Consider the following 21,854-nt stretch of genomic DNA (forward strand, 5'->3'; position numbering starts at 1 on the left):
GACATGCATTATAAACATATATTATTAATTGTAGTTATTGGTTTTAGCTTGTTTTCATGTAGCCAGGACTTTCTGGATAAAGAACCAATATCAGAGGTGACTACAGAAAATTTCTTTGCTACGGCAAGCGACCTGCAATTGTACACAAATGGGTTCTATAGAATGTTTCCTTCTACTTCTATTTACAATGGTGATTCTAAAACCGATAATATTATAGAAATAGAACTTAGTGCTGAGATGAGAGGGGCGCGATTTGTTCCTACATCTGGCGGAGGCTGGAACTGGGCCTATTTACGGGATATCAATTTTTTTCTTGAAAACTACGAAAGAAGTGATGACGAGGCAGCTAAAAGCCATTATGGAGGGGTAGCTCGTTTTTTTAGGGCCTATTTTTATTTCGAAAAATTACAACGCTTTGGAGAAGTGCCATGGTATGATAAAACTATTGATCCGGCAGATGAGGAAACCCTAACAAAGCCCAGGGATTCCCGTCAATTTATTGTAGATAAAATTCTAGAAGACCTGGACTGGGCCATTGCAAATATGCAGGCAGATCAACAAGTCTATGAAGTTACTAAGTATGCAGCCCTGGCATTGAAATCGAGAGTGGGTCTTTATGAGGGTACGTATATGAAATACCGGGATATTGCGGGATATGAGAAATACTTAGAGTCATCTATAAAAGCTTCAGAAGAACTTATAAATAATTCCCCATATAGTATTTATAGTACAGGAAAACCATTAGAAGATTATGCAAACTTGTTTAACGCTCACGAGGCTATAGATGCTGAAGTAATCCTTGCCAGATCGTATTCAGAAGCATTGAATATTGGACATAATGTAAACTATTACACAACAACTTCCTCTTATGGAAGACCGGGAATGCCAAAAGACCTGGTAAATAGTTACTTGAATAAAGATGGATCTCGTTTTACCGATCTGGAAAATTATAATCAAATTGCTTTTACAGAAGAAGTAAATAATCGCGACCCAAGGTTGTCACAAACTATAAGAACTCCCGGCTATACCAGAAAAGGCCAGTCTATAGAGTTAGCGCCAAACCTGGGAGCTACTGTTACCGGCTATCAAATCACTAAATATGCTACAGAGCCCGTTTATGATACGAACGGGCAGTCTATTACCGATTTACCATTATTTAGGTTTGGAGAAGTGGTTTTGAATTATGCCGAAGCAAAGGCTGAATTAAACACGCTAAACCAGGAAGACCTGGATGCTTCCCTTAACCTTTTAAAAGCCAGGGTTAATATGCCTAATTTGTCTCTTGAAATGGCAAATAATAATCCAGATGTTTTTCTTGCCAACCAATACCCTAATGTTAATGGCAGCAATAAAGGAGTGATCCTGGAAATAAGAAGGGAAAGACGTATTGAACTTTATATGGAAGATTTTAGATGGGACGATGTGGTGCGATGGAAAGCCGGCGAAACTTTAACCCAGGCTATTCGCGGAATGTATTTTCCGGGTGCAGGTGAGTATGATTTAACCGGGGACGGAGAAACAAATGTGGTATTATATAATGGCGAACGCCCCGATAATTTGGTGCCCGGAGTGCAGTATTACGAAATTGGTTCTGATATATTTTTAGATGATAATGGTTTAATAGAGCCGCACCCAGATTTTGATGAGCGCTCTTTTAATGAAAGTAAAGACTATTTATACCCTATCCCACGATTAGAACTACAATTAAATCCAAATCTTGAACAAAACCCTGGCTGGTAATGAAGAAAATTTTAAGTATAGCTTTCTTATTGATAAGTATCCTGGGAAATGCACAGAAAGCAGATAATAGCTTAATGCTTGCGTCATATAATATAAGATGGAATAGCCCCGATGACGGGGTTAACAAATGGGAAAATAGAAAAGAATGGCTTGCAAAAAGTATCAGGTTTTTTGAAATAGACATTGTAGGGGCACAGGAAGTAACCTACCCTCAATTAATGGATATGGAAAAACTGCTTCCCAATTATCACTTTATTGGAGAAGGTAGGGATGGCGGAAAAAAAGGCGAGCACAGTCCTATTTTTTATGCCAAAGATCGGTTTGAGGTATTGGATAGTAATACATTTTGGCTTTCAGAAACCCCAAAAGTTACCGCTTCAAAAGGATGGGATGCCGCTTTACCTCGTATAGTTACCTGGGCGAAATTTAAAGACAAAAAAGAGGGCAAAACCTTCTACTTTTTTAATACCCATTTTGATCATAAAGGGGCGATAGCAAGAAAGGAGAGTGCTGAGTTGATAGCGGCTAAAATTAAAGAGATTGCTGGGAATGAACCCGTAGTACTTTCGGGCGATTTTAATATTGCACCAGATTCTGCACCCTATAGAACTTTAATAAAACGGCAATTGGAAGATAGTTTTCTTAATCTAGATAAGGAACAAATATATACTCCCGGTTATACATTTAATAGTTGGGATATAACAGCAAGTGGAGATCGTTATAGAATAGATTACATATTTTATAAAGGAGAAGATTTGTTTCCGGTAAAATACCATGTATTGGATGGGCAAAGAGGAGAGCGTTTTATTTCCGACCATTTTCCTGTTATAGTAAAGTTTGAATGGAAAGTTTCTTCAAAAGAAAATTAATATGAAAATTAGACGATTAACAGTAAATTACTGCGCTGTAAGCCAAGGAGGCCTTACATAAAAATTTTTTGAATTTCGAGACAAACCTGAAATACAAAATCTCGATTATCGAAGTAAATTTTTAAATCTATGAAATATCAAATTTGGATATTGATAATGGGAGCTACTGCTTTTGCAGTGGCTTCCTTTGTAATATTCCCATCGTATACAATGAATTCTATGACCACTAAAAGCAAAAAACAGAGCGATCTTCGCGTAATGTCTTATAATATTCATCATGCCAATCCTCCGTCGCAAAAAGATAGTATTGATATTGAAGCAATTGTAAATACTATAAAAAAGCAAGATCCAGACCTGGTGGCACTACAGGAAATAGATGAGAATACCGAAAGATCGGGCCCAGGTAATCAGGCCGAAATAATCGCCAAAAAATTGAAAATGAATTTTTTCTTTGGAAAGGCTATAGATTTCGAAGGCGGATCTTATGGCGTGGCCATACTTTCTAAATATCCTTTACAGGAAGAAAAAGTTTATAAATTACCAACCAATCCTGGCACCGGGGGAGAATCCAGGGTTTTGGCACTGGCCCAGGTTAAGCTTCCAAATGGAAAGTTTTTGAAATTTGGATCTACACACCTTGATGCGCAAAAAGAAAATACCAATCGCGTTCTTCAAATTAAAGAAATAGCTGAAATTTCTTCAAAAGAAGAATTGCCCCTAATAATAGCAGGAGATTTTAATGCTTCTCCCGGCTCTAAAGTAATAAACTTATTGGATGAGGAACTTACAAGAACCTGCAATAATTGCGAGCCTACAATCCCGGTTAATAATCCTTTAAGGGCAATAGATTTCATAACTTATGCTCCAAAACAGAGCTTTTTGATGAAGGACCATAAAGTAATTGATGAAACCTACGCTTCCGACCATTTACCGGTAATGGCTACCTTAAAAATTAACTTTTAATACTTTTTAAATCGCCGGGTATATGACCAACCCGGGCCTTTAAACCGGTGCAAAAAATATGATTTGAATCAGCATAGCATATTTTAGCGCTTTATTAATTTTTGGATTATCGCTCAATTAGCTAATTTAATTTTTAAATTAAAATATGACTAAAATGAGCCAAAAGACTACTGCGATCTCCTTTGATAAAGTTTGGAGAGATATGGAATTCCTAACCAATTGTTTCCGGCAGGTGCTAAAAGAACTTGGGCAAGAAGAGCTTGCGAATTTACTTTCGCCTAATGGCTCTAAAAAGAAACTTCCCGATGATATAAAACTGGAGAAAAAACAGGTTCAGGTATTAAGTATGTACTTACAGCTTATGAATTTAGTAGAAGAAAATGCAGCTGTACAATATCGTAGAAAACTTGTAGATAATAATGGAATGCAAGCCATTAGGGGTTCCTGGAGCGAGACTTTTCAAAGATGGAAATCACAGGGACTTTCCAAGGAGCAGATGCAGGAAATTATGGGGAAGATAAAAGTAACGCCGGTTCTAACGGCCCACCCTACTGAGGCCAAAAGGATTTCTATCCTGGAATTACACCGCGAAATCTACCTTAAGCTCATTAAATTGGAAAATACTGCCTATTCATTGGCAGAAAGAAAGCTGATAGGTAACGATATCATGACGCTGCTTGAAAGGTGGTGGAGAACAGGGGAGGTATATTTGGAAAAACCCACAGTAGAAAAAGAACGGAATAACGTGGTACACTACCTAAGTAAAGTTTTTCCATTAGCGCTTAAAAAAACCGATCTTCAGCTTAAGCAAAGTTGGACAGAAATGGGGTTTGACCCCCAAAAGCTTGTATACCCCCGCTTGCAATTTGGCTCGTGGGTGGCGGGAGATCGTGATGGCCATCCCTATGTAACTGCTGCTATTACCGAAGATACTCTGTTAGAGCAAAGAAAAACAGCCCTGGAGCTTATTTATAACCAGTTGAATGAGCTTGTGGCCCACCTAAGTTTTTCAAAAAAACGAAATCCTATTCCCAGTGTTTTAAATAAAGCTATAGATAATAAATTGCATCTTTTAGGGGCTGTGGGACAAGAAGCGGCAGAAAGAAACCCCTACGAGCCCTGGAGACAGTTTCTGGCACTAATGCTGCTGCAATTAAGCAACACAATGCAGGATCAAAACCCGCATAATCAAAAGGTTTACAATAGTCCCGAAGAATTTTTGGAAGATTTACGGGTGCTAAAGTCTTCGCTACTCGAAATAGGTGCCAAAAGAATCGTGGAAGACCTTATCTTCCCTACTGAACGATTACTGGAATGTTTTGGATTTCATTTGGCTCGTTTAGATATACGGCAAAACAGCGAATTCCATGATAAGGCGATGGAGCAAATTTTAAAGGCTACCTACCCTGAACTTCCCGAATATAGAACCTGGGATGAGGATAGAAAAATTGAATTTTTAACCGAAGAATTAAAAACCAACAGGCCTTTCGGTATCGCCGGTAAATCTTTTGGAGTCGAGGCAGACAAAGTGCTGGATTGTTATCGTGTTGTAAGAAATCATTCTGAAAAATATGGTGCCCAGGGTATAGGCGCTTTTATAATAAGTATGACCCGCGGGTTAAGTGACCTGCTTTTGGTGTATGTGCTAATGAGAGAAGCCGGTCTTAACCCTAATACTTTTCAGGTAGTACCTTTATTTGAGACTATAGACGATTTGTTGATTTCGGATAAAGTTATGGATAGCTTTTTAAAACATCCTGCCTACAAAAAAGCTAAAGATAGCGTACAGGAAGTGATGCTGGGCTATAGCGACAGTAATAAAGACGGGGGAATTATTGCCAGTAGATGGCATATTTACCAGGCCGAGGAGTCACTTTCTAAAATCGCAAAAGAAAATAAGCTACGCTTTAAATTCTTCCACGGAATTGGAGGTACAATAAGCAGGGGTGGAGGTAAATATCATCGTTTTCTTGAAAGTATGCCACCCGGAAGCCTTAGTGGCGAAATAAAATTAACAGTACAGGGAGAAACTATTTCCCAGCAATTTGCCAACCGACTTACAGCTAGTTATAATTTAGAGATGTTACTATCGGGTACTGCTTTGCAAACGGGTTATACTTGCTTTCCACAGCGTGCAGCCACCTATCCTGTAGCAGCTTTGCGAAAATTGGCTGAGTATTCTAAGGAGAAATATCAGGGCTTAATAAAACACCCTTCTTTTCTGGAATTTTATGGAGAGGCAACTCCTATAGATGTATTGGAAATGAGTAAAATAGGGTCTCGCCCTGCACGTAGAACTGGCACAAGAACTCTAGGAGATTTACGCGCCATTCCGTGGGTTTTCAGCTGGAACCAATCCAGGTTCAATATCACAGGTTGGTTTGGGATGGGATACGCCTTGCGAAAACTTAAAGAAGAGGATAATAAAAGCTATGTTCAACTTAAAGAATTTTCAGACAAATGGCCTTTGCTACGCTATATTCTTATTCAGGTGGAAACAAACCTCCTAAACGCCTCACCAGGTATTATGGAGCTTTATGCTAATTTGGTGAATGATGATAAAGTAAGACAGGAACTTACATCAATAATTAAAACCGAACATTCTGAGAGCCTTGAGCAAATAGCGGCTATGTTTAACAACAGCAGGGAAAATCGCCGCCAAAGTTTACTGGATAACCTTAACCGAAGAGAAGATGCCCTAATGGCACTGCACCATTTGCAAATTAAAAACCTTGAACAATGGAGGTGCAGCAAGGACCCTAAGAATGATAGTCAAGTAACACTTTTACTGGAAATAACCACGGCCCTTGCTAGCGGACTTAAAAATACAGGTTGATGAGCGTTTAAAATTATTTTTTAAACAGGAGTTTTGCCCGGTTATATTCGTAGTTCATCCTTGCAATGTTGAGCACAGAAATATTTTCCGGGCATTCCACCTGGCAGGCTTCAGTATTGCTGCAGTGTCCAAAGCCTTCCTCTTCCATCTTATCTACCATGGTAAGTGTTCTGGTAGCGCTTTCTTTTTCACCTTGTGGTAAACGTGCCAAATGCGTGATCTTGGCCCCGGTAAACAGGGCTGCACTGGAATTTTTACAACTTGCTACACAAGCCCCACAACCAATACAGGCGGCTGCGTCAAAAGCATCTTCTGCTTCCTGATGGGTAATAGGAATACTATTGGCTTCGGGAGCCTGGCCAGTATCTACAGAAACATATCCTCCAGATGCGATAATATTGTCTAAAGAAGAACGATCTACTTTTAGGTCGCGCACCACCGGAAAAGCATTTGCTTTAAAGGGTTCTACATAAATAGTATCGCCGTCTTTAAATTCGCGCATATGCAATTGGCATGTAGTTGTGTTTTTAAGAGGGCCATGGGCTATTCCATTTATCATTATTCCGCATTGTCCACAAATGCCTTCCCGGCAATCATGATCAAACTCTACTGCAGGATTCCCTTCTTTTACCAGCTGGTTATTGAGCATGTCCAGCATTTCCAGGAAAGACATATCCCTGTTCACATTTTCTAAAATATATTCGCAAAACCTACCTTTATCCTGTTGGTTTTTTTGTCGCCAAACTTTTAAAATGATCTTCATCCCGATAATTTTAATTTATTATTTTTTTAAACTTTCTTTCTGCTAAAAACCGGCTAAAGAAGTAAATAACTATTTATAACTTCTTATGGTTGGGGTTACTGTTGAAAAGACCAGGGGCTCTTTTTTTAGATTTGGAGCAGAAATATTTCCGGTCCATTCCCAGGCTGCAGAATAACAAAATTTTTCATCGTCTCTTTTTGCTTCTCCTTCTTCTGTTTGATGTTCTGCTCTAAAGTGGGCACCACAAGATTCTTCTCGTTGCAGGGCATCTATACACATAAGTTCTGCCAGCTCCATATAATCTGCAACTCTACCGGCCTTTTCCAGCTCGCTATTAACCTCATTGGCATTGCCGGGAACCATAAGGTCTTCTTTAAATTCATTTCTTATTCTACGTATATTTTGAATTGCTTCTTCCAGGCCTTTTTTTGTACGAAGCAGGCCGCATTTATCATATAATTCCCGGCCCAAAATTTTATGAAAGTCTTCTGCTGTTCGTTTTCCTTTACAGTTTAAAAAATTTTGCATTTGTTTGTGTATATTTTTTTCGGCTTCTGTAAAGGCCGGATGATCTGTTTCAGGTTTTGGAACCTCTGTCTCATTTGCCAGGTAGTTTTGCAGTGTATATGGCAACACAAAGTATCCATCAACACAGGCTTGTAATAAAGAGTTAGCACCCAACCTGTTTGCACCGTGGTCTGAAAAATTTGCTTCACCTATAGCAAAAAGCCCGGGAATGGAAGTCATAAGTTCATAATCTACCCAAAGACCACCCATAGAGAAATGGGCTGCCGGTGAAATTTTCATCGGTTCCCGGTATGCATCGGTTCCTGTAATCTTTTGGTACATAGTGAACAGGTTTCCGTAGCGTTCAGCAATAACATCTTTGCCGTATTCATTAAGAGCTTTGGAAAAATCGAGGTAGACGGCATTCTTTAAAGGCCCTATTCCTTTTCCCAAATCTATTTGTTCTTTGGCAGCCCTGGATGCAATATCTCTGGGGGCAAGGTTACCAAAAGACGGGTATTTTCGCTCCAGGTAGTAATCTCTTTCTTCTTCAGGAATTTCTCCGGGAGCTCGTGTATCGTTTTTTGCCCTGGGAACCCATATCCTTCCATCGTTTCGAAGAGATTCGCTCATTAAAGTTAATTTTGATTGATATTCACCGCTTTGGGGCAGGCAGGTAGGGTGAATTTGAGTCCAACTGGGATTTGCCATATAGGCTCCTTTTTTATGCGCCCGCCATATAGCCGAAGCATTGCAGCCCATGGCCAGTGTAGAAAGATAATAGATCTTACCAAAGCCTCCGGTAGCAAGTACTACGGTATGTGCAGCATGTCGTTCAATTTCTCCGGTGTCCAGGTTACGGGCAATAATTCCACGAGCCTTGCCATCTATTAAAACCAGGTCTAGCATTTCATGACGGCTATAGAGCTTTACTTTTCCTTTATTTTGTTGCCTTAGTAATGCCTGGTAAGATCCAAGTAGTAATTGCTGCCCGGTTTGTCCGCGGGCATAAAAAGTTCGGGAAACCTGTACCCCACCAAAAGATCGGTTCCTTAAATATCCGCCATATTCCCTTCCAAAAGGAACGCCCTGGGCCACCGCCTGGTCTATAAGATTTACAGAACATTCGGCCAGCCTATATGTATTGGCTTCCCGGGATCTAAAATCCCCTCCTTTTATAGTATCGTAGAACATTCGGTATATGTTATCACCGTCATTCTTGTAATTCTTTGCCGCATTTACTCCTCCCTGTGCAGCTACAGAATGTGCCCTTCTCGCGGAATCCTGAAAACAAAAACTTTTTACATTATATCCCATTTCTGCAAGGGAAGCGGCGGCAGATGCCCCTGCCAAGCCGGTGCCAACCACTATTACCTCAAACTTTTTTCGGTTATTGGGGCTCACTAATTTTGCTGACGCCTTGTAATTGCTCCATTTTTCAGCTAGAGGTCCTTTCGGTACTTTGGTGTTTGTTATTGTGTTCATACCTGGTGATTTATATAAATGAAGATTGGAATAATAATATAGCCTATGCTAATAACAAGGGCGAAGATAACCCCCAATACCTTGATGATTGAGTTATAAACGGGATGATATAAGCCTATGGTTCGGTGCGCACTAAAGACCCCATGAAGTAGGTGGTAGCCCAGGGCAACTATAGCTATTATGTAAATAATTACATACCATAATTGTTCAAAAGATACTATTACCAGGGTATAGAGATCTTTATTTCCATTCTCATCTAAGGGTAGCGACCCAAACTTATAGATATACCAGTAATCTTTAAAATGAATAATTAGAAAAACAAAGACAATTATTCCCAAAGCCATCATATGCCTGGAATACCAGGTACTTGCCCTTCCTCTCATATCTTTTGAGTAGGAAACTCCATTAGCCTTTTTTCGCTTTATACCTAAATATATGGCATCTATAGTATGAAGAATGATACAGGCATAAAGAACAAAGGAAATGATTAGCACAATAGGGTTCCCGCCCAGAAACTGGCTATAAGAATTGTATTGTAGTCTGGCCTGTGCTTCGGGTAGCAGTAGCTGTAGGTTCCCGGCAAGGTGAACAATTAAAAAGAACGACAGAAAAAGACCGGTTAAGGCCATTAGGTTTTTCCGTGTAACTGAATTTTTAATAAACCATATCATAAGTTAAAGGCTTTATTGATTACAAATTGTCTTAATAAGCAACCTGAAATTGGATTAACATTTTACTGGAGTCGTATTGTGTGGTATTGGGAATATTTAATTTATACTCGTTAATATGCCCTACAAGAGATAATTTGGCGTCATAAGTTCCGGCAAATACCAGGCTTAGCATAGGTGTGTAGGTTACAACTTCATCGTCTTTAGTAAATGTATTTTTGTCTAAATACTCATGCCTGCAACTTAACTCCAGGGCTCGCAAACGCGGGGCATTAAGTTGGTACCTCAATTTATAAAGAAAATAAAAGCCTTCCATCATATAATCGTTAAGTTGTGGAGTAGGTTCTTCTGCCATTCGGAAAGCCTCAAAATTTGTCCCTTTTTTAAATTCCGTGTTAATGGCAAGATCTAATCTATTTCCCAATGGTTGCTGTAGCTGTGCGTCAATACCATAGGCAGTGGCTTTTTGCCCCTTATAATTGGCTTTGCCACCATTTAAACCAAATTGAAGTACGGGAGTGGGTCTATATTCAAGGCGCAAAGTCAGGTTCTTTGAGCTGTCGTTATCGCCCATCACATTTTTGTTATTACCGTTGTAAATTGTAAGATAATAAGAGAAAATATTTGATTTTAGGGATCCAAAAGCAGCAGCTCCAATTTGAAAGCTTTGCCAACCGTTTCTGCCAAAAAGTGAATACTGCCGGGACCATGCATACGAATTATCAAGTTGAAAAGGATGCAAATCTTCCAGACCAAAAAAGGGTCTGAACTGTCCGGCCCTTATTTTTAGAAAAGAATTATGATAGTAGGTTACAAAGGCATTTTCCAACACTTTCCCTTTTACATTTTCTTTTTTAAAATCGGCTAAATTCAACAGAATTGAAGTTGAGATTCTATCATTTATAAAAAAAGTGGTAGATAATCTTGCGTATTGCATTTCAAAAGAATTGCTCACCAAATCCTTATCGGTATGGTGTTGCCCCATAAAATCTACATCCTGGTTAAGTGAAGTAGTATACCTGCCTACAACCAGGGCATTTAATTTAAGTTTTCTCTGAAAATAAGAATAGTCGTTAATAAGGCTGTCATTTTGAGCAAATCCGTTCAAATTACCCAGAAGCAATGCGAAGAAGATATAAAATATGGGAAGACTGTGTTTTGAACAGCTTTTCATAGTAGTAAACTTAGGTTAGTAGAACTGGAAAATTTTTATAAAGATATAGATTGCGAAGGCCCCAAAAGTTGATCATTATCAGTTCTGGGAACATTTTGTATTGAAAGTTCAATCTATTTTAATAGAAATAATTTTTCATTTTAAGGGGAGCTTTTTAAACACCTCTCAACTATATCGTTTTCGCTAATAGCAAGGGCTGACAGCTTGTTTTTTAGTTTGCGTAACAAGGTATAATATGACCATTCTCATATTTTTAGGATAAGAGTAAAAGTACCTTTAATTACTTTCTGGAACCAATTTTAGATACCAATTGTAAGGAAAGTAGTCAATGCTTTTATAAACGTTCAAAAACAACAATCATGAAAAATTTATTAATTCCATTCGACTTTTCTGATGTTTCTATGAATGCACTGGATTATGCCGTAAAATTTGCTGCCAGATGCGAGAAAGCATCTATTAGCCTACTGTACATTTCTAAAACTAAATTGGAGAAGGATAAAGAAAATGAGCTAAAGAATAAGTTTGAAGCCTTGCTGCAAAAACATGAGAAGCCCAACGCTCCTGTTATTAACTATAATTTTGGTGTTGGAAATTTTTCAGACGCTATAATAGATGCTCATTCGTCTTTGGATATAGACCTTGTACTTATGGGAACAAGTGGCGCTGAAAAAGAAGCAGAATCTCCGGTTACCAGAACTTCAAAGTTAGTACTGGAAGTAGACCTGCCGGTTCTGGTGATTCCTGTAAATTATAAGCTTTTTAGACTGGAAAAGATCTTGTTGGCATTGGGAGAAGATGTGATGCACGATACTTCTACCTTAAATTTATTGCTTGATGTCTCCAGTAGGTTTAAAGCAGAGGTAGATGTGCTTACGGTAAGTCGTAACCCGGAAAACGCCGGATATTCTGAAGCAGACGAGGCAAACGAGCGCACCTTGCAGTATTATCTCGAGATGTTTTATTCGCACCACAGCTTTGCTGAAAATGAAGATATTTTACAGGGAATTGATGATTATATTAAAAAGCATGAGGTTGATTTGCTTTCTATTATGCCTAAAACCCATGCGAAAATCAGTACTCCCTCAAAAGGAAAATTAACTATGGAAGTGATTTTAAAAAGTGAAATTCCAGTATTAGTGCTGGATTAAAATTATAGAAGATGTACCTACTTTTAGCTATTCTTATAATTACTATAATTCTTTTTGTCTGGGATAAATATCCCCCAGATGTTGTTGCTTTAATGTCTATGCTAGCTCTTTTTCTTTTCGGAATTTTAGATCTTTCTGAGACACTTAGCGGATTTAGTAACCCTACGGTAATTATGATTGCCGCTTTGTTTATTATTGGTGAAGGACTTTCAAGAACAGGGTGGACTGCCCTGGCCGGGAGAAAATTTGTACAGCTAGCCAAGAAAAGCAACAATAAGCTGCTTATACTTATTACATTAGGCTCTGGGGTGCTCTCAGGGGTAGTTAGCAATACCGGAGCTGTGGCAGCACTTATGCCAATGACGGTCTCTGCGGCCTGGACCGCGGGGACCCTGCCGTCTAAACTCCTTATACCTATGGCTTATGGATCTAACACCGGCGGACTTCTTACTTTAACAGGAACACCTCCTAACATTATTGTTAGCGATACGCTTATACAAAATGGGATGGACGGCTTCTCTTTCTTTGAATTTAGTCTTATTGGAATTCCTTTACTTATAGCTACCCTTTTATATTTTAGGTATTTAGGTCAAAAAATTCTACCGGCAAGAGAAAGTAAGGACCGACCTATAAATATTGATTCTGAAATGCATAAATGGATTGAGGATTATAGTATAGGAGAGAATCTTTATCGATTAAGAATTAGATCTATGTCTCCACTTCTTAATACCAAAATCTCTGATTGGGATCTGGAAGAAAAGTACGGTGTTTCTATTGTTAGGCTTATACGCAGGCATCCCAAACCTTTTAAAAGAAAATCGAAATTCGTGGAATTACCTTCACAGGGTACTAAATTACATTATCATGATATTATTGTAGTAAAAGGTAGTTCTAAAGATGTAGATAAGCTAATTCTTGATTTTCATCTTAACATTATTCCTAATGCTAAAGAACTTAAAGAAGAATTGATAAACCTTGATGTTGGAATGGCACAAATGGTGGTCACTCCAAGTTCAAGACTGGTAGGGCAAACTGTGGCCATGGGGACTTATTTAAAACAAACAGGTATCCAATTATTGGGGGTTTCCCGTGCCAATAAACCTTATAAAGAGAATAAAATCAAGATTGAAGCAGGTGATAGCTTTGTTGTACGTGGTTCCTGGAAGAATATAGATAATTTAAAGAGTATTCATGAGAATCTTGTTATAGTGGGTAGTCCCGAAGCTATGAGTAAAGATGTAGATATGCTTAGTTATAGATCTTATATTGCTATGGGATCTATGCTTCTCCTTATATTACTGTTGGTTTTTGACGTAATGCCGGGGTCTGTAGCTGCTTTAATTTGCGCCGGACTTGTTATGCTTACCGGTTGTGTTCCTATATCAAAGGCATATACCGGCATAAGTTGGACCAGTGTAGTGATGATAGCCGCGATGATTCCTATGGGGTTGGCTTTACAAAAAACCGGCCTGGCCCAAATAGCAGCCAATGCATTGGTAAACTCGCTGGGAGCAATACATCCTACAGCGCTTCTTGCAGGTATATTTTTGGTGACTTCCCTTTTTAGTCAGGCTATTAGTAATTCAGCAACCGCTATACTTATGGCTCCAATTACTCTATATGCGTCCAGTAAGTTGGGATTGTCTGTAGAACCTTTTTTAATGGTTGTGGCGGTAAGTGCCTCTACAGCTTGTTTAACACCCGTGGCTACCCCAACCAATGCCATGGTAATGACTGCAGGAAATTACAGGTTTGCAGATTATTTTAAAGTGGGTGCTCCACTTCTTTTATTGCTTTTCATTATTACAATTATCCTGGTGCCAATTATATGGCCTTATTAACTGATTAAATCTAAAATTATGGAAACAAAAGTTAAAAATTTCGATGCCAGCCTTTTAGTAAAATACGGCTTAAAAGACACTGTAGCTCACCACAATCTTTCTGGAGAAGAGTTACAGGAGATCACCGTTAAAAACAATTGGGGACAAGAAACAGAAAACGGCACTTTAGTCGTTAGAACTGGGAAATTTACTGGCCGATCTCCGCAAGATCGATTTTTGGTAAAAGATGATTATACCAGCGAAAAAGTTTGGTGGGGGAAAATAAATAAGCCTATTTCCCCAGCTAATTTTGATGCGCTTTATAATAGGGTTACTTCTTATCTTGAAGGCAAAGAAATCTATGTTCATGACGCGGCTGTTGGAGCATATCGAGAATATCGCTTAAATGTTCGTACTATCACCGAATATCCGTGGTCTGCTTTCTTTGTAAAGAATATGTTCCTTAGGCTTAATGAAGAAGAGCTCCAAAATTTTACTGAAGATTGGTTGGTGGTTTGTGCTCCCGGCTATGTAGAGCAGGAGCCCGAAAAGTACGGATTAAGACAGGGAAATTTCAGCATACTTAATTTCAGTAAGAAAATTGCTTTAATAGCAGGTTCGGCTTATACCGGAGAGATGAAAAAAGGCATATTTTCTGCGCTTAACCTTATTTTGCCGGTAGAAAAAGATGTATTGCCTATGCATTGCTCGGCCAATGTAGGGAAAGATGAAGATACCGCTATTTTCTTTGGGCTTTCGGGCACCGGTAAAACTACCTTATCTGCAGATCCCAATAGAAAGCTCATTGGAGACGATGAACATGGCTGGACGGCTAAAGACATCATTTTTAATTTTGAAGGTGGATGTTATGCTAAGATTATAGATCTTACCGAAGAAAAAGAACCGGAAATCTATCGTGCTATTAAACCCGGTGCCATGCTGGAAAACATAGTATTTAAAAGTAATAGTAAAGAGGTAGATTTTGAAGACAGCAGTATCACCCAGAATACCCGGGTAAGTTACCCTATAGATCATATTGAAAACATAAAGGAACCTTCTTTTGCCGGGAACCCTACCAATATTTTCTTTTTAACCTGTGATGCTTTTGGTGTACTTCCTCCGGTTTCTAAACTTACGCCCGGGCAGGCAGCGTATCATTTTATCTCTGGGTATACTGCCAAGGTTGCCGGCACAGAGGCTGGTATCAACGAACCGGTTCCGTCGTTCTCTGCTTGTTTTGGCGAACCATTTATGCCATTGCACCCAACGGTTTATGGCGAAATGTTAAGCAAAAAAATGACAGAAGCAAATGTAAATGTTTGGCTTATAAATACAGGCTGGAGCGGGGGTTCTTATGGTGTTGGCTCTAGAATTAAGCTAAAATATACCCGAGCTATGATTTCAGCAATTCTGGAAGGTCAACTAGATAACATAGAGCTTAAGGTTCATCCAATTTTTGGACTTCATATGCCTGTCTCCTGTCCTGGAGTGCCAACAGAAAAACTTGATCCTATAAACACCTGGGAAAACAAAGGTTCTTATATTCAAAAGGCAATTCAGTTGGCACATTCATTTCATTTGAATTTTGAAAAATTTGCCGGGCAGGCTTCCAAACAAATTCTTTCGGGAGGACCTCTTATTGATGAACATCACCATTTAGAAGAGCACTTTTAAGAACAATAGAAAAATTGAGTAGTGATTTTTAAAAGCTTTGAACAACCTGTTAATGGATGTTCAAAGCTTTTTCTTTATGACCCATTAAGGTCAAAACAAAATCTTCTTAGTAAAAGCCCAATTTATTTAGTAATTTTCGTTATTTGTTAAACCTATGCGCTTACTAGCCCTCTTTTTCTTTTTTAGTTTTAGCCTGTTTGCGCAGGAATTACCCCCAATAACCAATTTTGACCCCGGTATTTACGAGGCCGGTAACCAAAACTGGATGATCTCTCAAGGTTCTAATAAACATATTTATATAGCTAATAGCCTGGGCTTACTAAGTTTTAATGGCGCACAATGGAAACTTAACAGAGTGCCTAACGCCAGTGCGGTACGCTCGGTATTGGCCCAGGACGACAGGATTTATACAGGTTCCTATATGGATTTTGGCTATTGGGATCACAATAAAAAAGGGGAGTTATCCTATACCAGCCTAACCGGGTTATCTAAAGAAAATTTGCTCGATGGAGAGCAGTTCTGGCATATTGCAGCCCTGGAAGAATATATCGTTTTTCAAAGCCTTCGTAGGTTATATAGTTACAATAAAAAAACCAAACAAATAAGCACTATTTCTGCAAGTGATATTATTTCAAATTTATTTCGGGTAGGGAATAAATTATATTATCAGGTAGCATCAGATGGCTTGTATGTAATAGACAACGGCGTAATTGAACGTGTTATTTCCAATGCCAAAATTCAGGATAGGCCAATTATTGGACTTTTTCCGTTTGAAGAGAATAAAATATTGGCTGTAACCAGAGATGACGGTCTTTTTACCATAGAAGGAAATAGTTGGGAACCCTATGGGTTTAAAAATTACCCTATAGATGAAAGTATTTTTATTGCACAGTTACTGGAGGATAAAACACTGGTTTTGGGAACTATAGGTGATGGTTTGCATGTTTATAACCTCGAAGATTCTTCAAATTATCAGTTATTACAACCCGTAATTAATAACAATACGGTTCTATCGATAATGGAAGATAAAGCCGGAAATATCTGGGGTGGTCTGGATAATGGTTTGGTGCTTATTAATCGTAAAAGTCCGTTTAGATTGTTTACCGACATCTATGGGAAAGTGGGTACAGTATACTGCAGCTACCAATTTGGCGATTATTTATACCTGGGAACTAATCAGGGTGTATATGTGAGCACCGGGAACTCCAAAGATTATGAATTTATTCCCGGTACCAGTGGGCAGGTTTGGAGTATTAACGAAATTAACGGAAAACTATTTGCCGGTCACGATAGGGGAGTTTTTGCTATAGAAGGAAGTAAAGCCAAACATATTTTTGATGGTCCCGGAGTGTGGGAAATAAAAGCTTTTAAAAACGGATTTTTACAGGGACATTACAATGGTATTAGTTTTTGGAAAGATGGAGATTTTAAAAAAGATCCCGAGTATTTAGCCAATTTCGATCTTTCCTCCCGTAGTCTTGTGGTAGAAAATGATTCTGTGGTTTGGGTAGGGCATGATCATAAAGGAATTTTTAGACTCAAAATAGATGCCGAAGTTAGGGAAGTAAAAAGTGCAGAAAATTATAATGTTTCTTACAATGCAGGCGTGGGATTAAAAGTTTTTTCTTTTAATGACTTTATATACTACTCTACTGAAGATGAGATATATAAATATAATGCACCTAAAAATAGGTTTTTAGAAGAAAATAATTTAAACCAACGAATAGAAGAACCTAGAATTACAGGAATGTCTCGGGTTTTACCAGATAATACCTGGTGGGGTTTTGGAGAGGAAAATCTAATATATGCTACCAAAGATGCCTTTCAGGATAGGTTAAGTATAAAATCTGTTTATATTCCTTTGGAATACAGGGCTATATCTAAAGGTTTTGAAAATATTTCTTTAATTGGAGAACGGGAGTATCTGGTGGGATCCAATTTGGGCTATACGGTCTTTTCAACACCTTTGGTTTTTTCGGAATTAGAAAAAATAAAAATCAATAAAATTTCTACAGCCGAATTAGAGAATACATACCAAGACCGGAATCTACAACTTGAAAATCTTGAACTGCCAAACCAGGTAAACAATATTAACTTTGAATTTAGTATACCGGTGTACTCTAAGCTTACAAAACCAGTATACAGTTACAGCATTAAAGGATATAGTAACGGTTGGAGTGATTGGCAAGCTCATGGAAGTGCTACTTTTGAAAATTTGCCTCCTGGTGATTATATTTTTCAGGTACGAGGGAAATTCAATAATAAAATCACCAATATCGCTTCTTATTCTTTTAGTATTGCACAGCCCTGGTATGCTACCACTACCGCAATTATTGTATATTTTTTATTATTTCTACTGGTTATTTTTATTCTGCATAAAGTATACACGGGCTATTTTAGAAAACAACAAAGCAGGTTAATGGAGCGTAATAGAAAACAGTTGGAAATAAAGCAACTTGAAGCGCAACAGGAAATAATTACCCTTCAAAATCAACAATTGGAACTTGATATGGCCTCTAAAAACAGGGAACTTGCCGCTTCTACCATGAACCTGATTAAGAAGAATGAATTTTTGAATGATCTCAAGAAAAAATTAAGTGCTGCAAATAATGAAGCAGATATTCAAAGAGTTATTTCAATTATCAATAAAAATATTGCAGAAAAGGATAATTGGAAACTGTTTAAAGAAGCCTTTGATAATGCCGATAAAGACTTTTTACAATCGGTGAAAAAGGTACATCCAAATTTAACTTCCAACGATCTTAAACTTTGTGCTTATTTAAGGTTGAATTTATCTTCAAAAGAAATTGCTCCATTACTTAACATTTCTGTACGAAGTGTGGAAATAAAACGATATCGATTGCGTAAAAAAATGGAACTTGACCATGATCAAGGTCTGGTAGAGTACATCCTCAAGTTTTAGGGACTTAACATTAGATCCTTTTACCTCTACATCACCTCAACATTAATGTTAAAACTCCTAAAATCAGTATTTTAAGGTAATTGCTAAAAACTGAAGAATCTTCGGTTTTAGAGCTTTAGAATGCTAAATTCATAATTTTTCTTCTTTAAAATTTTCATGTTGAAGTTTTGTAAAGGTGCTTTTTTGATTGTCTTAACAATTAATTAATAAATTGAGATGTAATTAAAATCTTAACAAATGAATAGAGCACTTGTACTAATTTTGTTTTGTATTGGAAGCTTTTCTTTGCAAGCACAAAACTTCTCGGTTTCGGGAACAGTAGATGAAGCAGGCACGGGCCTTCCGTTGCCCGGGGTGAATATTATTGTAAAAAATACCACTAATGGTGTAGTAACCGATTTTGATGGTAATTATAGTATAAATAATATTACAGCTGGAGATGTCCTGGTGTTTTCCTATGTCGGTTTTTTACCACAGGAAATTACAGTAGCTGACAATCAAACCACTATAAATGTAAGTTTGGAAACAGATTCTGCTGCTTTAGATGAAGTAGTGGTAATTGGTTATGGAACGCAGCAAAAGAAGGATATTACCGGAGCTGTTTCGGTAGTTTCTAATGAAACTATTGAACAACTTAATCCTATTAAGGTAGAGCAAGCTTTGCAGGGTACTGCGGCTGGGGTTAACGTTACTCCATCTTCGGGGGCACCCGGTGCAGGTATTAATGTAAATATTAGAGGTATTGCCTCTAATAGTGAGAATGGCCCCTTAATTCTTATAGATGGTTATCAGGGTGATTTAAACACTATAAATCCCAACGATATAGAATCTATTTCTATTTTAAAGGATGCCCAGGCCGCCATATATGGTATTTCCGGTGCCAATGGGGTAGTTTTGGTAACTACTAAATCTGGTAAAAAGAATACCGCTCCCACTATTCAATATGATGCTTATGTAGGGGTGCAGGAAACCTCTAGGAAACTTCCTTTACTTAATGCCAGGGAGTATGGTTTACTTTTAAATGAAAGTTACGCCAACAATGGGCAGGCACTGCCTTTTACAAACCTTAGCGAACTCGGGAAAGGAACCAACTTCCAGGACGAAGTTTTTGATACTTCCCCAATTATGAGTCATAACCTTACATTAAATGGAGGTTCAGAAAAAGTGACTTACTCTTTTGGTGTTTCACATCTGGATCAGGAAGGTATTGTTGGTGCCGAAAAATCTGATTTTCAAAGAAGCACCGCCAGGTTTAATATTGGGGTAGATATCTCAGACGCCTTTCAGTTTACGGCCAACTCTATTTATACCAGTATAGATAGAAGGTCTATTAACGAAAATGGCTTAGGTTCTGTACTTTTTAATGCTTTGAATATTCCACCAACTTTCGGATTGGATCAGGAAGATGTGAATGGTAGCCTGGGTAACGAGATTATTAACCCGCTTTCACAAATTGAAAATACTTTTAATGACTATAACCTTAATAAATTTAATGGTTCATTTAGCCTGGATTATACGCCTATAGAAGAATTGACATTTACTTCAAGAATTGGATATAGCCTTTCTAATTCTAAAGGCAAAGATTTCTCGCCAATTATAGATTATGGCCCGGGAAAAGTCTTCAACAATGTACGCAGTACGGTAAACCAAAATAGAATTAATGATAATTCTTATACCTACGATCTTTTTGGAACTTACGAGAATACATTTAACGATACACACCACCTAACCGGAACCGCCGGGATGACGGTAATTAGAGACTGGGGAGATGGGTTGTATGCTACCGGATATGATGTGCCTAATAATTCCTGGGATTTCGCCGATATAAGCCTTACCACAGGAACCAATGATGGCTTAAACAATAGTGCTTATAAATATGATGTAAGAAAATTATCTTTTTTTGGAAGATTGCAGTACGATTATAAAGGAAAATATCTTGTCTCTGGAATGCTTCGTAGAGATGCTTCTACCAGGTTTGGCCCTGATAATCGTGTAGGCTATTTCCCTTCAGGAACTGCCGGTTGGATTCTTTCAGAAGAAGATTTCCTTAACGATTCTAATGTGATTTCCTTTTTAAAGCTACGAGGAAGTTATGGTATCCTGGGGAATGATGTAGCTGGTGAGGAAGGTGGAGCCGAGCAATTTTACCGTTCGTTATTAGATGGTGAAGCTACCTATGTTTTAAATGGAAGTTTGGTGAATGGCACCGCCCTGGGTAGAATTGCTAACCCGGCTTCAGGCTGGGAACAAGCCGAAAAAACGAATATTGGTATAGACCTTAGGATATTAAATAATAGAATTGATATCACTGCAGATGTATTTAGAGAAGATCGTAAAGACCTTTTAATTTCCGGTATTCCTGTTTCGGGAATCTTTGGCGGTGGGGCTCCGGGTTCTGGCGCACCAACCATAAATGCAGGAACTACCCGAAATGAAGGTGTTGAATTTGCAATAAATTATAAAGAGAATTTTGGCGATGATATTCGTGTAGGGATAGGTTATAATGCCACTTTTTTAAGAAATGAAGTAACCGAGGTAAACGGAACAGATTTCCTTCCGGGAGGTGAATTTGGAGTGGGACAACCACAGCCGGCACGTTTCCAGGAAGGTTTCCCAATTGGATATTTCTACGGCTATAAAACAGACGGGATTTTTCAAAATCAGGCAGAAGTAGAGGCACATCCTTCACAGGCCACTTTGGGCGCACCCGCTTCTCCAGGAGATATTCGATATGTAGACATTAATGGAGACGGAGTTATAAATGTAGACGACCGCACCAATATTGGAGATCCTATTCCTACGGCTACCATGGGGCTAAATCTTAGTTTTAACTATAAAAATTTCGACTTTACGGCTTATACCTATGCCTCTTTAGGAAACGATATGGTAAGAAATTACGAGCGTAACCAGCCAAATGTAAACCGCCATGCCTATTATTTAGAAAGATGGACCGGGCCGGGAACCAGTAATGAAGTACCACGTGTAACCACGGGGGCAACCTCTAATGTGGCTTTTTCAGATTTTTATGTTGAAGATGCTTCTTATGCCAGGATACAAAATGTTCAACTAGGCTATAACCTACCTGGAACATTTCTTGAAAAAACAGGGATTAACCGTTTAAGGGTTTACACTTCGGTACAAAACCTTTACACATTTACCAATTACAAAGGTTTTGATCCTTCAGCTTCAACCGGTGAAGCCATTGGTGGCGGAATTGATTACGGGTTTTATCCCGTACCAAGAATTTTTCTTGCAGGCCTAAACCTTAACTTTTAAAAAATTGC

Annotated in this window: 13 protein-coding genes; 9 read left to right on the plus strand and 4 right to left on the minus strand. The window is 38.4% G+C overall.

The features are described from left to right. The first annotated feature begins 3 nt into the window (after window positions 1-3). The 4 genes from I6U50_RS12800 to I6U50_RS12815 all read left to right on the plus strand — a co-directional run bounded on the left by I6U50_RS12800 (window position 4) and on the right by I6U50_RS12815 (window position 6,408). Window positions 4-1,740, plus strand: a complete 1,737-nt coding sequence (locus I6U50_RS12800) for a RagB/SusD family nutrient uptake outer membrane protein (protein WP_198627860.1) — start codon at window positions 4-6, stop codon at window positions 1,738-1,740. Then, a complete protein-coding gene (locus I6U50_RS12805) occupies window positions 1,740-2,609 on the plus strand; it encodes an endonuclease/exonuclease/phosphatase family protein (protein WP_198627861.1) in 870 nt (289 codons plus the stop codon). The genes I6U50_RS12800 and I6U50_RS12805 overlap by 1 nt, the downstream gene beginning before the upstream one ends. 129 nt (window positions 2,610-2,738) lie before the next feature. Next, on the plus strand, window positions 2,739-3,572 hold the full coding sequence (locus I6U50_RS12810) for an endonuclease/exonuclease/phosphatase family protein (RefSeq protein ID WP_198627862.1): 834 nt from the start codon (window positions 2,739-2,741) through the stop codon (window positions 3,570-3,572). Between the two features lie 154 nt (window positions 3,573-3,726). Next, window positions 3,727-6,408, plus strand: coding sequence for a phosphoenolpyruvate carboxylase (locus I6U50_RS12815; RefSeq protein WP_198627863.1), 2,682 nt, complete (start codon window positions 3,727-3,729; stop codon window positions 6,406-6,408). A gap of 13 nt (window positions 6,409-6,421) precedes the next feature. Here the strand turns inward: I6U50_RS12815 and I6U50_RS12820 are convergent, their stop codons facing one another. From I6U50_RS12820 to I6U50_RS12835, 4 genes are all read right to left on the minus strand, one after another. Continuing rightward, the gene (locus I6U50_RS12820; RefSeq protein WP_198627864.1) at window positions 6,422-7,171 is read right to left on the minus strand and encodes a succinate dehydrogenase/fumarate reductase iron-sulfur subunit; all 750 of its coding nucleotides are present in this window, start codon (window positions 7,169-7,171) and stop codon (window positions 6,422-6,424) included. Window positions 7,172-7,240: 69 nt separating this feature from the next. Further along, window positions 7,241-9,163, minus strand: coding sequence for a fumarate reductase/succinate dehydrogenase flavoprotein subunit (locus I6U50_RS12825; protein WP_198627865.1), 1,923 nt, complete (start codon window positions 9,161-9,163; stop codon window positions 7,241-7,243). Further along, complete coding sequence (locus tag I6U50_RS12830; RefSeq protein WP_198627866.1) at window positions 9,160-9,834, minus strand: succinate dehydrogenase cytochrome b subunit; 675 nt, start codon at window positions 9,832-9,834, stop codon at window positions 9,160-9,162. Before I6U50_RS12830 ends, I6U50_RS12825 begins: the two co-directional genes overlap by 4 nt. A 31-nt stretch (window positions 9,835-9,865) precedes the next feature. Further along, window positions 9,866-11,005, minus strand: coding sequence for a porin (locus tag I6U50_RS12835; RefSeq protein ID WP_198639129.1), 1,140 nt, complete (start codon window positions 11,003-11,005; stop codon window positions 9,866-9,868). 359 nt (window positions 11,006-11,364) lie between these two features. On the opposite strand from I6U50_RS12835, the gene I6U50_RS12840 reads away from it, so the two are divergent. From I6U50_RS12840 to I6U50_RS12860, 5 genes are all read left to right on the plus strand, one after another. Then, window positions 11,365-12,153, plus strand: a complete 789-nt coding sequence (locus I6U50_RS12840; protein WP_193712153.1) for a universal stress protein — start codon at window positions 11,365-11,367, stop codon at window positions 12,151-12,153. Window positions 12,154-12,164: 11 nt separating this feature from the next. Next, entirely contained in the window at window positions 12,165-13,994 is a 1,830-nt protein-coding gene (locus tag I6U50_RS12845) for an SLC13 family permease (protein ID WP_198639130.1), read from the plus strand. 18 nt (window positions 13,995-14,012) lie between these two features. Then, complete coding sequence (gene pckA, locus I6U50_RS12850) at window positions 14,013-15,647, plus strand: phosphoenolpyruvate carboxykinase (ATP) (RefSeq protein WP_198639131.1); 1,635 nt, start codon at window positions 14,013-14,015, stop codon at window positions 15,645-15,647. A 154-nt stretch (window positions 15,648-15,801) separates the two neighbouring features. Beyond that, complete coding sequence (locus tag I6U50_RS12855; RefSeq protein WP_198639132.1) at window positions 15,802-18,570, plus strand: triple tyrosine motif-containing protein; 2,769 nt, start codon at window positions 15,802-15,804, stop codon at window positions 18,568-18,570. Window positions 18,571-18,807: 237 nt separating this feature from the next. Beyond that, entirely contained in the window at window positions 18,808-21,846 is a 3,039-nt protein-coding gene (locus I6U50_RS12860) for a SusC/RagA family TonB-linked outer membrane protein (RefSeq protein ID WP_198627872.1), read from the plus strand. The last annotated feature ends 8 nt before the right edge of the window (window positions 21,847-21,854 follow it).

Source organism: Salegentibacter maritimus (genome assembly GCF_016236975.1).
In the GTDB taxonomy this organism is placed as follows: Bacteria; Bacteroidota; Bacteroidia; order Flavobacteriales; family Flavobacteriaceae; genus Salegentibacter; species Salegentibacter maritimus.